This is a genomic window from Streptomyces sp. NPDC048659, assembly GCF_040650575.1.
Lineage (GTDB): Bacteria > Actinomycetota > Actinomycetes > Streptomycetales > Streptomycetaceae > Streptomyces.
Map to the genome: position 1 here is coordinate 71449 of NZ_JBEZHM010000024.1, position 14693 is coordinate 86141.

17 protein-coding genes are annotated in these 14693 nt (G+C 74.5%); 9 read left to right on the plus strand and 8 right to left on the minus strand.

The genetic code is table 11. The annotated features are described in order from the left end of the window. Positions 1–70 precede the first annotated feature (70 nt). A complete protein-coding gene (locus tag AB0C99_RS19930; protein ID WP_362476578.1) occupies positions 71–1288 on the plus strand; it encodes an MFS transporter in 1218 nt (405 codons plus the stop codon). A gap of 31 nt (positions 1289–1319) precedes the next feature. Here the strand turns inward: AB0C99_RS19930 and AB0C99_RS19935 are convergent, their stop codons facing one another. Both AB0C99_RS19935 and AB0C99_RS19940 read right to left on the minus strand, forming a co-directional pair. Continuing rightward, positions 1320–1778, minus strand: a complete 459-nt coding sequence (locus tag AB0C99_RS19935; RefSeq protein WP_362476580.1) for a GNAT family N-acetyltransferase — start codon at positions 1776–1778, stop codon at positions 1320–1322. 172 nt (positions 1779–1950) lie between these two features. Then, positions 1951–2271, minus strand: a complete 321-nt coding sequence (locus AB0C99_RS19940; protein ID WP_362476582.1) for a helix-turn-helix domain-containing protein — start codon at positions 2269–2271, stop codon at positions 1951–1953. 110 nt (positions 2272–2381) lie between these two features. Between AB0C99_RS19940 and AB0C99_RS19945 the strand changes: the two genes are divergently transcribed. Beyond that, a complete protein-coding gene (locus AB0C99_RS19945) occupies positions 2382–2744 on the plus strand; it encodes a hypothetical protein (protein WP_362476584.1) in 363 nt (120 codons plus the stop codon). A gap of 196 nt (positions 2745–2940) precedes the next feature. Here AB0C99_RS19945 and AB0C99_RS19950 read toward each other — a convergent pair whose 3' ends face one another. Together AB0C99_RS19950 and AB0C99_RS19955 are read right to left on the minus strand one after the other, a co-directional pair. Then, a complete protein-coding gene (locus AB0C99_RS19950) occupies positions 2941–3135 on the minus strand; it encodes a ferredoxin (RefSeq protein ID WP_362476586.1) in 195 nt (64 codons plus the stop codon). Between the two features lie 14 nt (positions 3136–3149). Beyond that, entirely contained in the window at positions 3150–4340 is a 1191-nt protein-coding gene (locus AB0C99_RS19955) for a cytochrome P450 (protein ID WP_362476588.1), read from the minus strand. 616 nt (positions 4341–4956) lie between these two features. Between AB0C99_RS19955 and AB0C99_RS19960 the strand changes: the two genes are divergently transcribed. Next, positions 4957–7215, plus strand: a complete 2259-nt coding sequence (locus AB0C99_RS19960; protein ID WP_362476590.1) for an RICIN domain-containing protein — start codon at positions 4957–4959, stop codon at positions 7213–7215. A 62-nt stretch (positions 7216–7277) separates the two neighbouring features. Next, complete coding sequence (locus AB0C99_RS19965; RefSeq protein ID WP_362476592.1) at positions 7278–7652, plus strand: VOC family protein; 375 nt, start codon at positions 7278–7280, stop codon at positions 7650–7652. An 11-nt stretch (positions 7653–7663) separates the two neighbouring features. Here AB0C99_RS19965 and AB0C99_RS19970 read toward each other — a convergent pair whose 3' ends face one another. Together AB0C99_RS19970 and AB0C99_RS19975 are read right to left on the minus strand one after the other, a co-directional pair. Continuing rightward, entirely contained in the window at positions 7664–8224 is a 561-nt protein-coding gene (locus AB0C99_RS19970) for a hypothetical protein (protein WP_362476594.1), read from the minus strand. Then, complete coding sequence (locus AB0C99_RS19975) at positions 8221–8592, minus strand: PadR family transcriptional regulator (RefSeq protein WP_362476595.1); 372 nt, start codon at positions 8590–8592, stop codon at positions 8221–8223. Before AB0C99_RS19975 ends, AB0C99_RS19970 begins: the two co-directional genes overlap by 4 nt. A gap of 180 nt (positions 8593–8772) precedes the next feature. Between AB0C99_RS19975 and AB0C99_RS19980 the strand changes: the two genes are divergently transcribed. Continuing rightward, positions 8773–9897: a hypothetical protein gene (locus AB0C99_RS19980; RefSeq protein WP_362476597.1), complete on the plus strand. Its 1125-nt coding sequence runs from the start codon at positions 8773–8775 to the stop codon at positions 9895–9897. Here AB0C99_RS19980 and AB0C99_RS19985 read toward each other — a convergent pair. After that, positions 9894–10466, minus strand: coding sequence for an antibiotic biosynthesis monooxygenase (locus AB0C99_RS19985; protein WP_362476599.1), 573 nt, complete (start codon positions 10464–10466; stop codon positions 9894–9896). The genes AB0C99_RS19980 and AB0C99_RS19985 overlap by 4 nt on opposite strands. A gap of 61 nt (positions 10467–10527) precedes the next feature. On the opposite strand from AB0C99_RS19985, the gene AB0C99_RS19990 reads away from it, so the two are divergent. Then, positions 10528–11706: an alpha/beta hydrolase fold domain-containing protein gene (locus AB0C99_RS19990; RefSeq protein ID WP_362476601.1), complete on the plus strand. Its 1179-nt coding sequence runs from the start codon at positions 10528–10530 to the stop codon at positions 11704–11706. Continuing rightward, positions 11703–12086 carry a hypothetical protein gene (locus AB0C99_RS19995; protein WP_362476602.1) on the plus strand — a complete coding sequence of 128 codons (384 nt, stop codon included), beginning with the start codon at positions 11703–11705 and terminating at the stop codon, positions 12084–12086. The genes AB0C99_RS19990 and AB0C99_RS19995 overlap by 4 nt, the downstream gene beginning before the upstream one ends. 28 nt (positions 12087–12114) lie before the next feature. Here AB0C99_RS19995 and AB0C99_RS20000 read toward each other — a convergent pair whose 3' ends face one another. Next, positions 12115–12642 carry a DinB family protein gene (locus AB0C99_RS20000; protein WP_362476604.1) on the minus strand — a complete coding sequence of 176 codons (528 nt, stop codon included), beginning with the start codon at positions 12640–12642 and terminating at the stop codon, positions 12115–12117. A 105-nt stretch (positions 12643–12747) separates the two neighbouring features. Between AB0C99_RS20000 and AB0C99_RS20005 the strand changes: the two genes are divergently transcribed. Together AB0C99_RS20005 and AB0C99_RS20010 are read left to right on the plus strand one after the other, a co-directional pair. Beyond that, positions 12748–13752, plus strand: a complete 1005-nt coding sequence (locus AB0C99_RS20005; protein ID WP_362476606.1) for a glycosyl hydrolase — start codon at positions 12748–12750, stop codon at positions 13750–13752. Positions 13753–13892: 140 nt separating this feature from the next. Further along, complete coding sequence (locus AB0C99_RS20010; RefSeq protein WP_362476668.1) at positions 13893–14657, plus strand: GNAT family N-acetyltransferase; 765 nt, start codon at positions 13893–13895, stop codon at positions 14655–14657. Positions 14658–14693: the final 36 nt, after the last annotated feature.

Sequence of the window (14693 nt, forward strand, 5' to 3'; positions counted from 1 at the left end):
AGTCACTCCTTCGATGGTCTGATACGTCACTGACGTTACTCGATTCGACGGTTACGTACAGGGGGCGGCGATGCCGAGGGTCGTGTGGGCGCTGGTGGTCGCGCGGGCGATCAACAAGCTGGGCGCCTTCTCGCTGCCCTTCCTGACCGTCCTGATCAGCGGCGACTTCGGCGCGAGCATGACCACCGCCGGGCTGCTCTCGGCCGCGTTCGGCCTCGCGACCATCCCCTCGCGGCTGGCCGGCGGGCGCCTAGCGGGCATCCTCGGGCGCCGCCGCACCATCGTCCTCGGCCTCACCGGCTGCGCGGTCGCGCAACTGGCCATCGCCGCCGCCGACTCGCTGCTCCAGGTCGCGGTCTTCGCCGTCGTCCTCGGCCTCGCCTTCGAGCTGTACGAGCCGCCGAGCCAGGGCCTGATCGCCGACGCGGTCGGCCCGGCCGACCGGGTCCGCGCGTTCAGCCTGCTCAACGCCGCGCTCGCGGTCGCCGGCACCGGCGCCGGCCTGATCGCTGCGGCCGTGGGCCGGTGGGACCTGCGCTGGCTGTTCGTCGTCGACGCGGTCACCTGCCTCGCCTGCGCCCTGGCCCTGCGCCTCGTGCTGCCCGCCGACCGCCCCCGCCGCCAGGCCGAGGACCGCGCGGCGGGCGGCGTCCCGGTCCACCCCTGGCGGGACCGGGCGCTCTGGGCGATGTTCGGCTGCGGCACGGTCTTCGCGCTGCTCGCCATGCAGGTCGTGATGGGGCTGCCGCTGACCCTCGGCCTCCGCGGCCTCGAACCCGCCGACGCGGGGCTGCTGTTCACCGCCTCGGCCGTCATCGTCGTCACCGCCCAGCCCGCCCTGCGGCTGCGCCGGATCGCCGCCCTGTCCGACCCGGCGGCGCTCGCCCTCGGCTACGTCCTCATGACGCTGGGACTGGCCGGATACGCCCTTGCGTCGTCCCTGTCCGGATTCCTCGTCGGCACCGGGCTGTGGAGCCTCGGGGAAGTCTTCGTGCTCGGCCCGGTGTTCGGTGTGGTGGCCGCGCTGGCGCCGCCCGGCGGCTCGGACCGCTACCTCGCCTCGTACGGCATCAGCTGGGGCATCGCCACCACGGCCGCCCCGATCACCGCGACCCAGCTCCTGGACCGCTTCGGCGCGACCACCCTGTGGACCGCGACGGCGGTCCTCGCCCTCGCCCTCGCCGCCGCCCAGCCGCTCCTCGTCGCCCCGCTGACCGCCCGGACCCGCCCGCCGTCCCCGACGGGCCCCGGCGCGCCCCGGCTCAAGGAGGCGCGCGCCGCCGACTGAGCCCGGGTCGCGCCGCGCCAGGAGGCTGGTGTCAGGAGCCCGGCGTCATGTCGTACGTGACCCACATCGTGCGCGTCGCCACCTGGTCGTACTTGGCGCGGGCGCGGTGGTTGTCGTCGGCGGTGATCCAGCGCACGACGCTCCAGCCGCGCTCGGCGGCGAGCACGCGCAGCGCCGCGAGCAGCGCGTCGGCGGCGCCCGAACCCCGGCTGTCCGGCGCGACGAACAGGTCGTCCAGGAAGCAGCCGGTCGTCGCCGAGAGCGGGCGGGCGAAGGGCCGGTAGTGCGCGAGCCCGACGAGCCGGCCGGCCGCGTCCTCGGCGACCAGGGCGTTCACCTCGTGCGCGGGGTCGTGGATCCACGCCCAGACCGTCCCGGCGGCCTCCTCGGTCTGCTCGACCCGGTAGAAGTCGGCGTAGCCGCGGTAGAGGGCGCGCCACCCCGCGAAGTCCTCGGGGGCTGCGGGACGGACCTTGATCTCGGTCGACATGGACTCACACCTTCTCGTTCTCGCTGGTGGAACGATCATGCGGGCCCGGCGCCGGGCGCACGTCCGACGCGGCGGCCAAAGCGCGGCCCGCCGTGCGCCGGGATGGACAGTCGACACCTTCGGTCGACGGCTTCAGCCGACATCTTCGGCTGACACCCGGCAGCCGACACCCTCAGTGGCCGGATCCGGTCCCCGTGAGCTCGTCGAGAACGGCCGTCAGGAGCAGCGGGTAGCGGAGGTCGAGCGCGTCGCGGCGGAGCGTGACCAGCCGCGTCTTGCCGTTGAGGCGCACGCTCACGACCCCGGCCTCGCGCAGCAGGCGCCAGTGGTTGGAGAGCGTGGAGCGCGGCACCGGCAGCCCCTCGGGGCTGCACGTCGTCTCGCCCTCCACGGCGAGCCGCCGGACGAGTTCGAGCCGGACCGGATCGCCGAGGGCGTGCATCACGGTGGCCAGATCGAAGTCCTCGGGCTGGGGCTGGGGCAGGGTGCGCACGGTTCCTCTTCCGCCGGTGATCCGCCTAGTATGACGCCCTGTTCCACAGTTCGGGAATGTCGAATCGATCGCGTGGGCGGCCCGCCGTCCCGCGGCTCTCGGGAGTTCTGATGAAGGCACTGACCACACTGGCCCGCCTGTACGTCGACGACGTGGACCGCGCGCTGCCCGCCCTGCGCGAACTGACCGGCGAGGAGGTGGGCCTGAGGTTCCCGTACGCCGGCGTCGAGGTGGCCGTCATCGGCGGCTTCCTGCTGGTCGCGGGCACCGAGGAGGCGCTGGCGCCGTTCCGCGCGGTGCAGAGCACGGTCCTCGTCGACGACCTCGACGGGCTCCCCGCGCTCCTCGACACCCACGGCGGCGAACTGCTGGCGGGCCCCCAGGAGGTGCCGACCGGACGCAACGCCATGGTGCGGCACGCCGGGGGAGTCGTCCTGGAGTATGTGGAGCACAGGGCGGGCGTCTCGGCGTAGGTGCGACCGGGGGGCGAGGGCGGGGGCGGGCGGGTTCTCGACCCGGGCGGGCCGACGGATCCGCGACCCCGGCGGGCCGTACGCCCGTCCGGCCGCGCGACGGAAAGCCGCGCGGCCGGGCGAGGCGGGGCGGGACGGGACGGAACGGAACGGAACGAGCGCCCGCCCACTCCTCCCCCTGCTCCTGCTCCTGCTCCTACTCCTCCTCGACCGTGATCGCCCGGACCGGGCAGGCTCGCGCGGCCTCGCGGACCAGCGGGCCGTCGGCGCCCTCCTCGCGGCCCTCGACGACGGTGCCGAAGCCGTCGTCGTCCTGGGTGAAGTAGCCGGGCGAGGTCAGCGCGCACTGTCCGGCGCCGATGCAGATGTCCCCGTCGATCGAGATGCGCATCCGTGCGGGTCCTTTCACCATGTGACGGGGAGTTCGAGCATCCCCTGGATCGTGTCGCCCGGCTTGAACGGGATCTCCTCCGCCGGCGCGGCGAGCCGCAGCCCCGGCAGCCGACGCAGCAGCGTCCCGAGGGCGATCTCCATCTCGGCGCGCGCCAGGTTCTGCCCCAGGCACTGGTGGATGCCGAAGCCGAAGGCCAGGTGGTGCCGGGCCGGGCGGGCCCAGTCCAGCGTGTCGGCGTCCGGATAGGCGGTGGCGTCCCGGTTGATGACGGAGGTGGAGAACACGACCCCCTCTCCCGCGCGGATCACCGTGCCGTCGATCTCCACGTCCTCGCGCGCCACCCGCAGCATCCCGTCCGCGATCGACAGGAACCGCAGCAGCTCCTCCACGGCGGAGGGCACGAGCCCGGGGTCCGCCCGCAGTTCGGCCAGCCGCTCCGGGTGGCGGAGCAGCGTGTACGTGCCGAGGGAGATCATGTTCGCGGTGGTCTCGTGCCCCGCGACCAGCAGGATCGTGGCGAGCTGCACCACTTCGTCGCGGTCCGGCCCGCCGTCCTGGAGCTGCCGGGCCACCAGGTCGTCCAGCACCCCCTCGCCGGGCTTGGCGCGCTTCCGCTCGATCAGGTCGCCGAGGTAGCCCTCCAGCTGCTCCAGAGCCTCCTCGGTGTCCGCGCCGGTCGGGCCGCGCAGCAGCCGCCGCGACTGCGCCTCGAAGAACTCGTGGTCCTCGTACGGCACGCCCAGCAGGTCGCAGATCACGATCGAGGGCACCGGCAGCGCGAACGCGCTCACCAGCTCGGCCGGCGGCCCCGCCGCCTCCATCGCGTCGAGCAGCCCGTCCACGGTCTCCTGGATACGGGGCCGCAGCCGCTCGGCGCGCTTGAGCGTGAAGCTCGGGATCAGCATCCGGCGCTGGTGGTTGTGCTCGGGGTCGTCCCAGCCGAGCAGCGCGGCCCGGCGCGACCTGCGCAGGGCGGCGGCCCGCTCGGTCGGCAGCGGGAAGTCCGGGCGGGTGGAGTCGGTGGACAGGCGCGGATCGGACAGCAGCGCCCGGGCGGTCGCGTGGCCGGTCACGGCCCACACGGAGCGCCCGTCCCAGAGCGTCACCCGCGACAGCGGGCGGTCCTCGCGCAGGGGGTCGTAGGCGGTGGGCGGGTGGTAGGGGCAGGTCCGGTCCTGCGGGAACGCAACGGCTTCCGTCATGGGGGGCCTCGCAAGGGCGAATCGGTGGCTCTGACGTGGGTTGCCGTCTCCACTACATGCCTCAGGCACCTATCTGGTCTACGCACAGTTCGGCCAATCCACCGGAACGAGGTCGTCCATTCGCCCGCGCGGGTGCCGATACGTTGATGCCGTACGGGGCGCCGCTCGTTCCGGCCGACGGATTCGTGGCGGCCATGCCCCGGTACGGGACGATCGGCGACCGAGAGGGCCGGGTGCGCCGACCGGGTCCGCGCACTCCCGGCGCCGGACCCGCGCGCCGGGGCATGAGAAGGGCCCGGCCTCGTACACGGGGGAGGTACGAGGCCGGGCCTGAGAACACAGTACCGCCGAAACTCCCTTTCGTGGTGCGATGGCGGCAAATCGCCCCCGCCGTTCCGGATTCCGCCGCCCGGCACCGGGAGCGCCGCCTGGGGCTATGGCGTCAAGAGTTCACTGCGGAACCGGCTGGAATCGAACTATGCGGCCGGTTAGGGGAGTTGCGTGTTCAGGAGATGAACGCGCGAGGGCTTGACGGCGGGCCGTCGCGGCAGTTCACTCACGCCTCAGTTCCTCCTCGGACCACCGGCCCCACACGTACTCCGAGAAAGGCCCCCGTATGCCGCGTATACCTCGTATTCCTGGTACACCTCGTACGCCTCGTGCACCTCGTACGTCGCGTGGACCCTCGCCGTCCCGGCGGCCCGGCCTCGGCACCGCCCTCGCCCTGGGCGCGCTCCTGGCCTCGGCCCTCGTCGGACTCACCCCGCGCCCGGCCGGCGCCCAGGCCGCCGCGCTGCCCACCGGCTGGGCGACCGTGACCAACGCGGGCAGCGGCAAGTGCCTGGACGCGCGCGCCGCCGCGACCGTCAACGGCACCGCCGTGCAGCAGTACGCCTGCAACGGCACGACCGCCCAGCAGTGGGCCCTCACCCCGACCTCCGACGGCTATCTGCGGCTCGGCAACCGCAACGACTCCGCGCAGGTCGTCGACGTCAAGGACGTCTCCACCGCCGACAACGCGCCGGTCCACCTGTGGACCTACGGCGGCGGGCTCAACCAGCAGTGGCGGGCCGTCGACGACGGGGGAGGGGCCTACCGGTTCGTCAACCGCAACAGCGGCAAGTGCCTCGACGTCCCCGCCGCCGCGACCGCCGACGGCGTGCAGCTCGCGCAGTACACCTGCAACGGGACGGCCGCCCAGCGCTTCCAGGTGACCGCCGCCCAGCTCCCGCCCGGCGACGTCGACCTCGGCCCGAACGTCGCCGTGTTCGACCCGTCGATGCCGTCCGCGACGATCCAGAGCCGCCTCGACGCCATCTTCCGAAGCCAGGAGACCAACCAGTTCGGGGCGCAGCGGTACGCGGTGCTGTTCAAGCCGGGCACCTATGCCAACGATGTCAACGTCGGCTTCTACACCCAGGTCCTCGGCCTCGGCCAGTCCCCGGACGCGGTGACGATCAACGGCGCGGTGCACGTGGAGGCCGACTGGTTCCCGCCGCAGAACGCCACCCAGAACTTCTGGCGCGGCGCCGAGAACCTCTCCGTCACCCCCACCGGCGGCACCGACCGCTGGGCCGTCTCGCAGGCGTCCGCGTACCGGCGGATGCACGTGCGGGGCAATCTGGAGCTCAGCGACGGCGGCTGGTCCAGCGGCGGCTTCCTCGCCGACACCAAGGTCGACGGCCAGGTCCGCTCCGGCACCCAGCAGCAGTGGCTCACCCGCAACGCGCAGCTCGGCGGCTGGACCGGGGCCAACTGGAACATGGTCTTCGTCGGCAGCCAGGGCGTCCCCGCCACCAGCTTCCCCAGCCCGCCCTACACCACCGTCGACCGCACCCCCGTCGTCCGCGAGAAGCCGTTCCTGTACGTGGACGGGGCCGGCGCCTACAAGGTGTTCGTGCCCGCCACGCGGACCGACTCCACCGCGACGAGCTGGGGCGCGGGAGCCCCGGCCGGGACCTCGCTCGGCATGGACGCCTTCTACGTCGTGAAGCCGGGCGCGACCGCCGCCCAGCTCAACGCGGCCCTCGCCGCCGGAAAGAACCTGCTGGTCACGCCGGGCGTCTACCACCTGGACCAGACCCTGCGGGTCACCCGCCCCGACACCGTGGTCCTGGGCCTCGGCCTGGCCACCCTCGTCCCCGACAACGGCGTCACCGCGATGACCGTCGCCGACGTCGACGGAGTGAAGCTCGCCGGGCTCCTCTTCGACGCCGGGCCGGTGAACTCGCCGACCCTGCTGGAGATCGGCCCGCCCGGATCCGCCGCCTCCCACGCGGCGAACCCGACCTCGCTGCACGACGTGTACGTCCGCGTCGGCGGCGCGGGCGTCGGCAAGGCCACCACGAGCCTCGTCGTCAACAGCGACCACGTCATCGGCGACCACATGTGGATCTGGCGCGCCGACCACGGCACCGGCGTCGGCTGGAACACCAACACCGCCGACACCGGACTCGTCGTCAACGGCGACGACGTGACGATGTACGGCCTGTTCGTCGAGCACTACCAGAAGCACCAGACCGTCTGGAACGGCAACGGCGGCCGGACGTACTTCTACCAGAACGAGATGCCCTACGACCCGCCGAACCAGGCGGCGTGGATGAACGGCGCCACCCGCGGCTACGCCGCCTACAAGGTCGCGGACACCGTCACCACCCACCAGGCGTACGGCCTCGGCAGCTACTGCTACTTCAACGCCGACCCGCGCGTGACGGCGGACCACGCCATCGAGACCCCCACCGGCCCCGGCATCCGCTTCCGCGACATGGTGACGGTCTCCCTCGGCGGCACCGGCACCATCCGCCACGTCGTCAACGACCGAGGCGGCCCCTCCGACGCCACCACCAACGTCGCCAACCTGGTCGCCTACCCCTGACGGCCGAAGGCCCGTCCACCCTAGGGTGGACGGGCCAGCGACTTCGAACGTCCGGAGGTGCGATGTCCCCGCTCATGAAGCTGAGCGCGATCACGCTCGACTGCGCCGAGCCGAGGGTCCTCGCCGCCTTCTACCAGGAGGTCACCGGGCTCGAACCGCACCCCCGCTCCGACGACGACTTCGCGAGCCTGCGGTCGGGGGACGGCGACGGCCCGATCATCGGCTTCCAGAGGGTCGACGGCCACCGGCCCCCGACCTGGCCGGAACCGGCCGTCCCCCAGCAGCTCCACCTGTGCTTCGACGTCGCCGATCTGGACGCGGCCGAGGCGCGCCTGTTGGCGCTGGGCGCGGGGAAGCCGGAGTGGCAGCCGGACGAGGGGCGCTGGCGGGTGCTCACCGATCCGGCGGGGCACCCGTTCTGCATCGTCGTCGGCTGAGCCCGGGGGCGTCAGCGGCGGGCGGCGCGCAGCAGGGTGGTGGCGCCGGCGATCGGGGCGATCAGCGAGACGGCGATGATCAGCAGCACCTCGATCGGTCCGAGGCGCCCGCCGGCCAGCAGGAAACCGGCGGCGACCAGGGCGAGCGGGACGATCGCGCAGCTCACCGTGCCGATCGTCTTCTGACGCCGGTCCCATACCGGCGAGCCCCACAGCAGCACGAGGCCGATGATCAGGGCCGTCGTTCCCACGAAGGCGTTCAGCGCCGACAGCAGCCCGGCAAGGGCCAGCAGTCCGACGGTGACCCGGACGCGCGTGCGGCTGACGGGCGGGGCCGCCGGGGCCAGCAGGACGTGCGGCTCCTCGGCCAGCGCGGACGCGGCCACGGCGCGGGGGTCGCCCAGGCCCGCCAGCACCGCGCGGACCTCGTCGTCCGAGGCGGCGCCGCTGACCTCGACGTGCTCGCGCAGGTCGGCCAGGAGCTCGGCCCGGCGCTCGGCGGGCAGGACGGAGGTCTCGCGGGCGACGGCGTCGAGATAGGCGGTCACCAGCGGGTGGTCGATGGCGTTCATGCGGGATCCCCCTGCGGGTCGTTGAGAAAGTGGTCGACGGCGTCCCGGAAGGACGGCCACGCCTGGGTGAACTCGGTGAGGGCGGCCCGCCCGAGGGCGGTCAGCGTGTAGTAGCGGCGCGGCGGCCCGCTGGGGGACTCGCGCAGCTCGGTCTCGACGAACCCCTCGCGGCGCAGCCGCGACAGCAGGGGGTAGATCGTGCCCTGACTGGTGGTCATGACGCTGACCGCGGAGAGCTCGGACAGCAGCTCCACCCCGTACCTCGGCCCGTCCCTGAGCAGTGCGAGGACGCAGTGCTCCAGCACCCCCTTGCGGAGCTGACTGGGAACCCGGCCCCCCGTCTCGTTCATTGCTTCACCAGGAACCATGCAATGCAAGATAGTCCGGGCGTGGGTCGCTCCGCAAGCGTCACCAGCCCGCGCGCGCCCGGAGTCCCGGGTATCTCCGCCAGGCCCCGGCGTCCCCGCCCGCCTCCGCGCGGGCGGCGACCCGTACCCTCCACGGGCCGGGCGCGGACCAGCCGCGCCCACGTCGACGGGGGACGACTCATGACATACCTGCGCGCGGTGATACCCGCACTGGCCGGAGCGCTCCTGCTCACGGCCCTGCTGTGGTGGGCGGGCGCGAGCACCGCCGCCGTGCGGCTGCCCGGCGGCGCCGACACCCTCGGCGCTGGAACGGCCGCCGAACTCGAACGCTGGCTCGCCCCCTGGGCGTACGACCCGCCGGACTTCCTCCGCCCCGGCAGCCAGACGCCCGGCGACACGGCGTACAAGGTCGGTGGCAGCCGCTATCTCGCCCTGCACGCCACCGCCCTGCAGATCCGTTTCTGCGCGGTCTTCGCCCTCTTCCTCCCCGGCGCCCTGCTCCTGCTCCGCCGACTGCCCCCGACCCACGGCCGGACGCCCGCCACCCTGCTCGCGCTCTGGGGCTGGGGCACGGTCGCCGGCACCCTCGCCGTGGGGGTCTCCGCGCCGTGGCTCATCGCCTCCGGCGGACGCGGCAGCTACCGCTTCCTGCCCCAGCTCGCCGCAGTCCTCGCCTCCGGACGGCAGGTGCTCGTGGTGGCCGCCCTCGTGGCGGCGGCCGTGACCGTGCTCGTCGCCCGGGTCGCCGCCAAGGGGGCCGGCATCCCGCCCCGTACGCCCGTCCCGGCCGGCCCGGCCCGCCGCGCCGCCACCGTCGGGACGGCGGCCGTCGCGCTGTCGCTGCTCGTCCTGTCGTACGACGGGATCGCCGCCGCCATCCAGTCGGCACCCTCCCCGGGCGGCTTCCTCGACGAGCCGGGCGACCTGCTCCGCCAGTGGCTGCTGCTCGGCGGCTGGACCGCCCCCGTCGCCGGACCGCTCGGGGAGTGGGTGCTGTACCGGGCCGTCGACGTGCTGGTGCTCGTCCTCGTCTGGTGGGCGCTGCGGCTGCTGCCGGGGCTCCTCACCCGCGTCACGGTCCCCGCGATGGCCGCCGGTGCAGTGAGCGCGACCGTCCTGGCCCTGCTGGCGGGCCAGTCGCTGCGCGGCGCTCTCGACGGGGCGGGCCAGGGGCCCGGCCCGCTGAGCGCGCTCGGCAACCTCGGCCACGGGGTGCCGGCCGCGCTGACCTGGGGCGTCGTCGCCGGGATCGCGGCCACCGTGACCCTGGGCACCGCCCGGCGCAAGGAGCGGGGCACGTCCTAGCGGCCGAGCCAGCCGCGCAGCGCCCTGCTCACCGCCGGCATCGTCACGTACGTCATCAGGACGTTGAAGACGCACGCGGTGACCAGGGTGCTCAGCGGCAGCGGCAGCCCCGTCAGGCGGGGCACCAGGAACAGGCCCCCCAGCAGCGAGACCGGATAGATCGCCACGGTCGCGCTGATCGCCATCTTCCACCTCGGCGGCGCCGGGCGGGTCGAGCCGGGCTTCGCGAACCACGTCTCCATCCCGGTCAGCTTCCGCCGCGCGATCTCCGTGTGGTGATGGCCCTCGCAGTTCGCGAACCACGCCGCCCGCTCCGGCGACTCCTGCCACACCCGACACGCCTCCGCGTCCCGGAACCGGTGCACGAGGAACCAGGGGGCGTCCCCGCCGGACGAGCGGAACAGGCCGTAGCCGAGGTGGCCGGGGAACGCGGCGGCGGTGTCGAGGATGCCCCTCGCCCACCGTTCGAACACGGCTTCGTAGCCGGGCTCGACCCGCCGGGCTATCAGCAGGGTCACCTCACCCGCGTCGGCGGGGACGGTCGTGTGCTCAAGGCTCACCGCGGTCATGGATACTCCCGATCGTCACGCCGCGCCGCGGCCACTGTACGCGCCCCGGGATACTGCCTCCATGACGGCCGCCCCGCACCCCGCCCCCACGCCCCCCTTCGACCCCGAACTCGGCGCGGCCCTCGCCGCCTTGGGTGAGGGCGCGCGAGAGCCGTACACCCCCGGGAACCTCGCCGCCCGCCTGGCGCGCGACGCGGCGGCCCGCCCCCGGCCCACGGTCCACGAGCTCCGCGCGGACGGCCGCTTCGACGTCGTGGAACTGCGCGTCCCCGGACCGCCCGGAGCGCCCGAGCTCACCCTGGTCAGCGCCCGCCCCACCGGGACCACCGGCCCCCTCCCGCTGCTCTACTACCTGCACGGCGGCGGCATGATCATGGGCAACGCCCGGTCGGTCGTCCCCCAGCTCCTCCGCGCCTGGGCGCAGCCGCTGGGGATGGCCGTCGTCTCGGCCGAATACCGCCTCGCGCCGGGCGCGCGCTACCCCGCCCCGCTGGAGGACTGCTACGCAGGGCTGGTCTGGGCGGCCGAACACGCCCCCGAGCTCGGCGTCGACCCCGCCCGCATCGTCATCGGCGGCAAGAGCGCGGGCGGCGGCCTCGCCGCGGCCCTGGCCCTCCTCACCCGCGACTGCGGCGGCCCCGTCCCGATCGGCCAGCTCCTGCTGTCGCCCATGCTCGACGACCGCGGCGACACCTTCTCCAGCCACCAGATGGCCGGCGTCGACACCTGGGACCGCACCTCCAACGCGACCGCCTGGGGCGCCCTCCTCGGCGACCGCCGCGGCGCCCCCGACCTGCCGCCGCACGCGGCGCCCGCGCGGGCCACCGAGCTGACCGGACTGCCGCCCGCGTACATCGAGGTCGGCTCGGCGGAGACGTTCCGCGACGAGTGCGTGGCCTACGCCGCCACCCTGTGGCGCTCGGGCGGCCAGGCCGAACTCCACGTCTGGCCCGGCGCCTTCCACGGCTTCGACAGCGTCGCCCCCCACGCGGCCCTCACCCTGCACGCCCGCGAGACCCGCACCCGCTGGCTGAGCCGCCTCCTCGCGACGCCCGTCGGCGCCCCCGGCACCCCCGGCACCCCCGGCACCCCCGGCGGCGCGGGCGCCCCGGGCGGCGCGGGCACGGTGGCCACGAGCGCCGAGATCCCGAGCGCCCCGGACGTCCCAGGCGCCACAACGCTCTCCGGCGCCCCCGACGCTCCCGCCGTCCCCGGCACGGCACGCGCGGCACGCCGGTGACGGCCCGTCTGCGCCACCCGCGCCCCGGGTTCACCTGGGACTGGTGGGCGGTGGACGCCGACGGGCTCCTGGTCCAGTTCAGCCACGGCCCCGCCCCCGTGACGCTGCTCGCGCACCTGGACCGGATCGACGCCGCGGCGGCCTGGGCCGAGGAGCACCGCCCCCGCTGGTTCGCCGACGAGCCCGTACCGCCGCTGCACGCCTTCACCTGCTACGGCGAACTGCCGACCTACACCCGGCGGGGCGTCCCCGCCGCCCCGCTGCGCCTGGCCGACGCCCCGGCCCCTGTCGCGGCCGTCGCGGAACTCGTGCGGCTGCGGCGGGCGGTCGGGGACACCTGGACGATCCACCTCGATGACGGCTGGACCGACGAGCCCTGAAAACGGCGTCCCGCGCGGGGCACCGTTTTCAGTCCCCGGTCGCCCCGTCCGTCCGCTCCCGCAGCAGGTCGGCGTGGCCGTTGTGGCGCGCGTACTCCTGGATCATCAGGGTGTAGACGAAGCGGAGGCTGAGCGGGACGCCGGTGGTGGACTCGAAGGTCTCGTCCAGGCCGTGCCCGGCGGCAGCCGCGTCGCACGCCTCCACTTCGGCCAGAAAGCGCCCGAAATCGCGCTCCGCGTGCGCCGGATCGACGCCGGCCAGCCCCTCGTCGCCGTCCCCGGGGCCGGTGAACACCGGCCCGACCGCCTCCCGCGCGAACGAGCGGCGGAACCAGAACCGCTCCACCTCCGCCATGTGCCGCACCAGCCCCAGCAGAGTGAGCCCGGAGGGCTCCACCGCGGCTCTGGCGAGCTGGTCCGCGTCCAGCCCCGCGCACTTGGCGAGCAGGGTCTCCCGGTGCCGGCGGAGCCAGCCCTCCAGCATCCGGCGCTCGTCCACGGCACCCAGTGCCCCGAGCTCCTGGCCGCGCTCGAACGGCGGTGCTGTCCACGTCATGCCCCCACCGTGCCCTGCCCGCCGCCTCGGGATCAAGAGGACCCCGCGCGCCGCCCCCCGCCCCGCGTCCCGCGCGTGCGGGCCTTCCACCCGCCACCTAGGCTGATGATCGGTCAGGTCCCGAGGGAGGTGCCGTTGGTGCGGCGGGTGCGCGGCGGCATCGTCCCCTGGGTCGTGGGCGCCCTGGTGCTGGGCTCCTTCGCCGGGCCCGCCCCGGAGCGCGGCGGCGACGCCAAACCGCCCCGGGCCACCGCCACGACCCTGCACGGAGCGTTCCTCGGCTCCGGCGCCGAGGGCGTCGCCCGGCTGCCGCGCTTCGAGAGCTGGCGCGGCCACGGGGCGCTCCAGGCCGGGCGGACCTACCTCCCGGGCGACGACTGGGTCAGCATCGAGGGAGCCGAGGCGTTCCTGCGCCCCTGGGCCGCCTGGCGCGCCGCGCGCCCCGGCCGGGTCCTCGTCCTGAACGTGCCCATGCTCGACCGCAGCGAGGCCGGACTGCCCGACCGGCGCGTCGCCGCGCTGCTCAAGGCGGGCGCGGGCGGACGCAACGACGCGCACTTCCGGGTCCTCGCCCAGCGCCTCGTACGCCAGCGGCTCGGGGACAGCGTCCTGGTGCTCGGCTGGGAGATGAACGGCATCACCTACACCCACCGCTGCCACCCCGCCCCGGCGCAGTGGCAGGCGTACTGGCGCCGGATCGTCAGGACGATGCGCGCCGTCCCCGGCCAGCGCTTCCGCTTCGACTTCGCGCCCAGCCGCGGACGCGACGCCATCCCCTGGACCCGCTGCTATCCGGGCGACGCGTACGTGGACGTCATCGGCATGGACGCCTACGACCAGCCGCGCGGCACCTCCTTCCGCCGCCAGGTCGACGAGCCGTACGGACTGCGCGACCAGGTCGACTTCGCCAAGCGGCACCGCAAGCGCGTCTCCTATCCGGAGTGGGGCCTCTTCCGCAACGGCGACGACCCGGCGTACGTGAAGGGGATGCTCGACTGGTTCCGCGCCCAGCGCCCGCTCTACGAGTCGCTCGCCGACTACTGCCCGCACGGCGTGTGGACCTGCGCCCGGAACCCGAAGAGCGCGCGCGAGTACCGGCGCCGCTCGTAGCGGGGGAAAAAGCAGGGTGCGCGGGGCGTCCGGACGTGCTGGGATCGCTTCCTGTGAACGAGTACTTCTCCGAGGGCGCCGACCCGCTGGACCTTCCGGCGTCTACGGACCCGGCGGACCTCCCAGACCTCCTGGACCGGATGGAGCGGAATCTGGCGGAACACGCCTGCCACCTCCACCGCGGCATGGCGGGCGCCACCGTCACCGACACCGGGGACCTGCTGGTCGCGGACAGCGGGCTCGACGACGACACCTTCAACATCGTCGCCGCCGCCCGCCTCACCCCGGCCGACGCCGACGCGCGCGTCGCCGGCACGGCCCGGACGCTGGCCGCCACCGGGCGGCCCTTCTCCTGGTGGGTCGGGCCCGCCTCCACCCCCGCCGACCTCGGCGCGCGGCTCGCGGCGGCCGGACTCCCCGCGTCCGAGCACGAGACGGCGATGTGGGCCGCCCTGGACGGCACCCTCCCGCCGCCAGCCGCCCCGGGACTCGACATCCGGCCCGTGACCACCCCCGCCGAACTCGCCGACTACGCCACGGTCCTCGCCGCGAACTGGGACCCGCCCGCCGACACCGTCCGCCGCTTCTTCGCCCGGGCGGCCCCCCGGGCCCTCGACGCGGACTGCCCGGCCCGCTACCTGGTCGGATACGCGGGAGACCGCCCGGTCTGCTCCGCCGAGGTGTTCCTGCACGCCGGGGTCGCGGGTGTCTACAACATCTCCACCCTGGCCGCGCACCGCGGGCGCGGGTACGGCGGGGCCGTCACCCTCGCGGCCCTCCGAGCCGCCCGCGAACGGGGCCACCGCGTCGCCGTCCTCCAGGCGTCCGCCGACGGCGAGCCCGTCTACCGCCGCCTGGGCTTCCGCGACTGCGGCCGGTTCACCGAGCACGCCGTCAGGCCCTGAGCACCGCCGTTACGATGGGGGGACCGCGGCCCGACG

Excerpts from the sequence above, each read along its gene's own strand:
- AB0C99_RS19930 (WP_362476578.1), top strand. The coding sequence starts at position 71 with ATGCCGAGGGTCGTGTGGGCGCTGGTGGTCGCGCGGGCGATCAACAAG.
- AB0C99_RS19935 (WP_362476580.1), bottom strand. The coding sequence starts at position 1,778 with ATGTCGACCGAGATCAAGGTCCGTCCCGCAGCCCCCGAGGACTTCGCG.
- AB0C99_RS19945 (WP_362476584.1), top strand. The coding sequence starts at position 2,382 with ATGAAGGCACTGACCACACTGGCCCGCCTGTACGTCGACGACGTGGAC.
- AB0C99_RS19950 (WP_362476586.1), bottom strand. The coding sequence starts at position 3,135 with ATGCGCATCTCGATCGACGGGGACATCTGCATCGGCGCCGGACAGTGC.
- AB0C99_RS19955 (WP_362476588.1), bottom strand. The coding sequence starts at position 4,340 with ATGACGGAAGCCGTTGCGTTCCCGCAGGACCGGACCTGCCCCTACCAC.
- AB0C99_RS19960 (WP_362476590.1), top strand. The coding sequence starts at position 4,957 with ATGCCGCGTATACCTCGTATTCCTGGTACACCTCGTACGCCTCGTGCA.
- AB0C99_RS19965 (WP_362476592.1), top strand. The coding sequence starts at position 7,278 with ATGTCCCCGCTCATGAAGCTGAGCGCGATCACGCTCGACTGCGCCGAG.
- AB0C99_RS19970 (WP_362476594.1), bottom strand. The coding sequence starts at position 8,224 with ATGAACGCCATCGACCACCCGCTGGTGACCGCCTATCTCGACGCCGTC.
- AB0C99_RS19975 (WP_362476595.1), bottom strand. The coding sequence starts at position 8,592 with ATGGTTCCTGGTGAAGCAATGAACGAGACGGGGGGCCGGGTTCCCAGT.
- AB0C99_RS19980 (WP_362476597.1), top strand. The coding sequence starts at position 8,773 with ATGACATACCTGCGCGCGGTGATACCCGCACTGGCCGGAGCGCTCCTG.
- AB0C99_RS19985 (WP_362476599.1), bottom strand. The coding sequence starts at position 10,466 with ATGACCGCGGTGAGCCTTGAGCACACGACCGTCCCCGCCGACGCGGGT.
- AB0C99_RS19990 (WP_362476601.1), top strand. The coding sequence starts at position 10,528 with ATGACGGCCGCCCCGCACCCCGCCCCCACGCCCCCCTTCGACCCCGAA.
- AB0C99_RS20000 (WP_362476604.1), bottom strand. The coding sequence starts at position 12,642 with ATGACGTGGACAGCACCGCCGTTCGAGCGCGGCCAGGAGCTCGGGGCA.
- AB0C99_RS20005 (WP_362476606.1), top strand. The coding sequence starts at position 12,748 with ATGATCGGTCAGGTCCCGAGGGAGGTGCCGTTGGTGCGGCGGGTGCGC.
- AB0C99_RS20010 (WP_362476668.1), top strand. The coding sequence starts at position 13,893 with ATGGAGCGGAATCTGGCGGAACACGCCTGCCACCTCCACCGCGGCATG.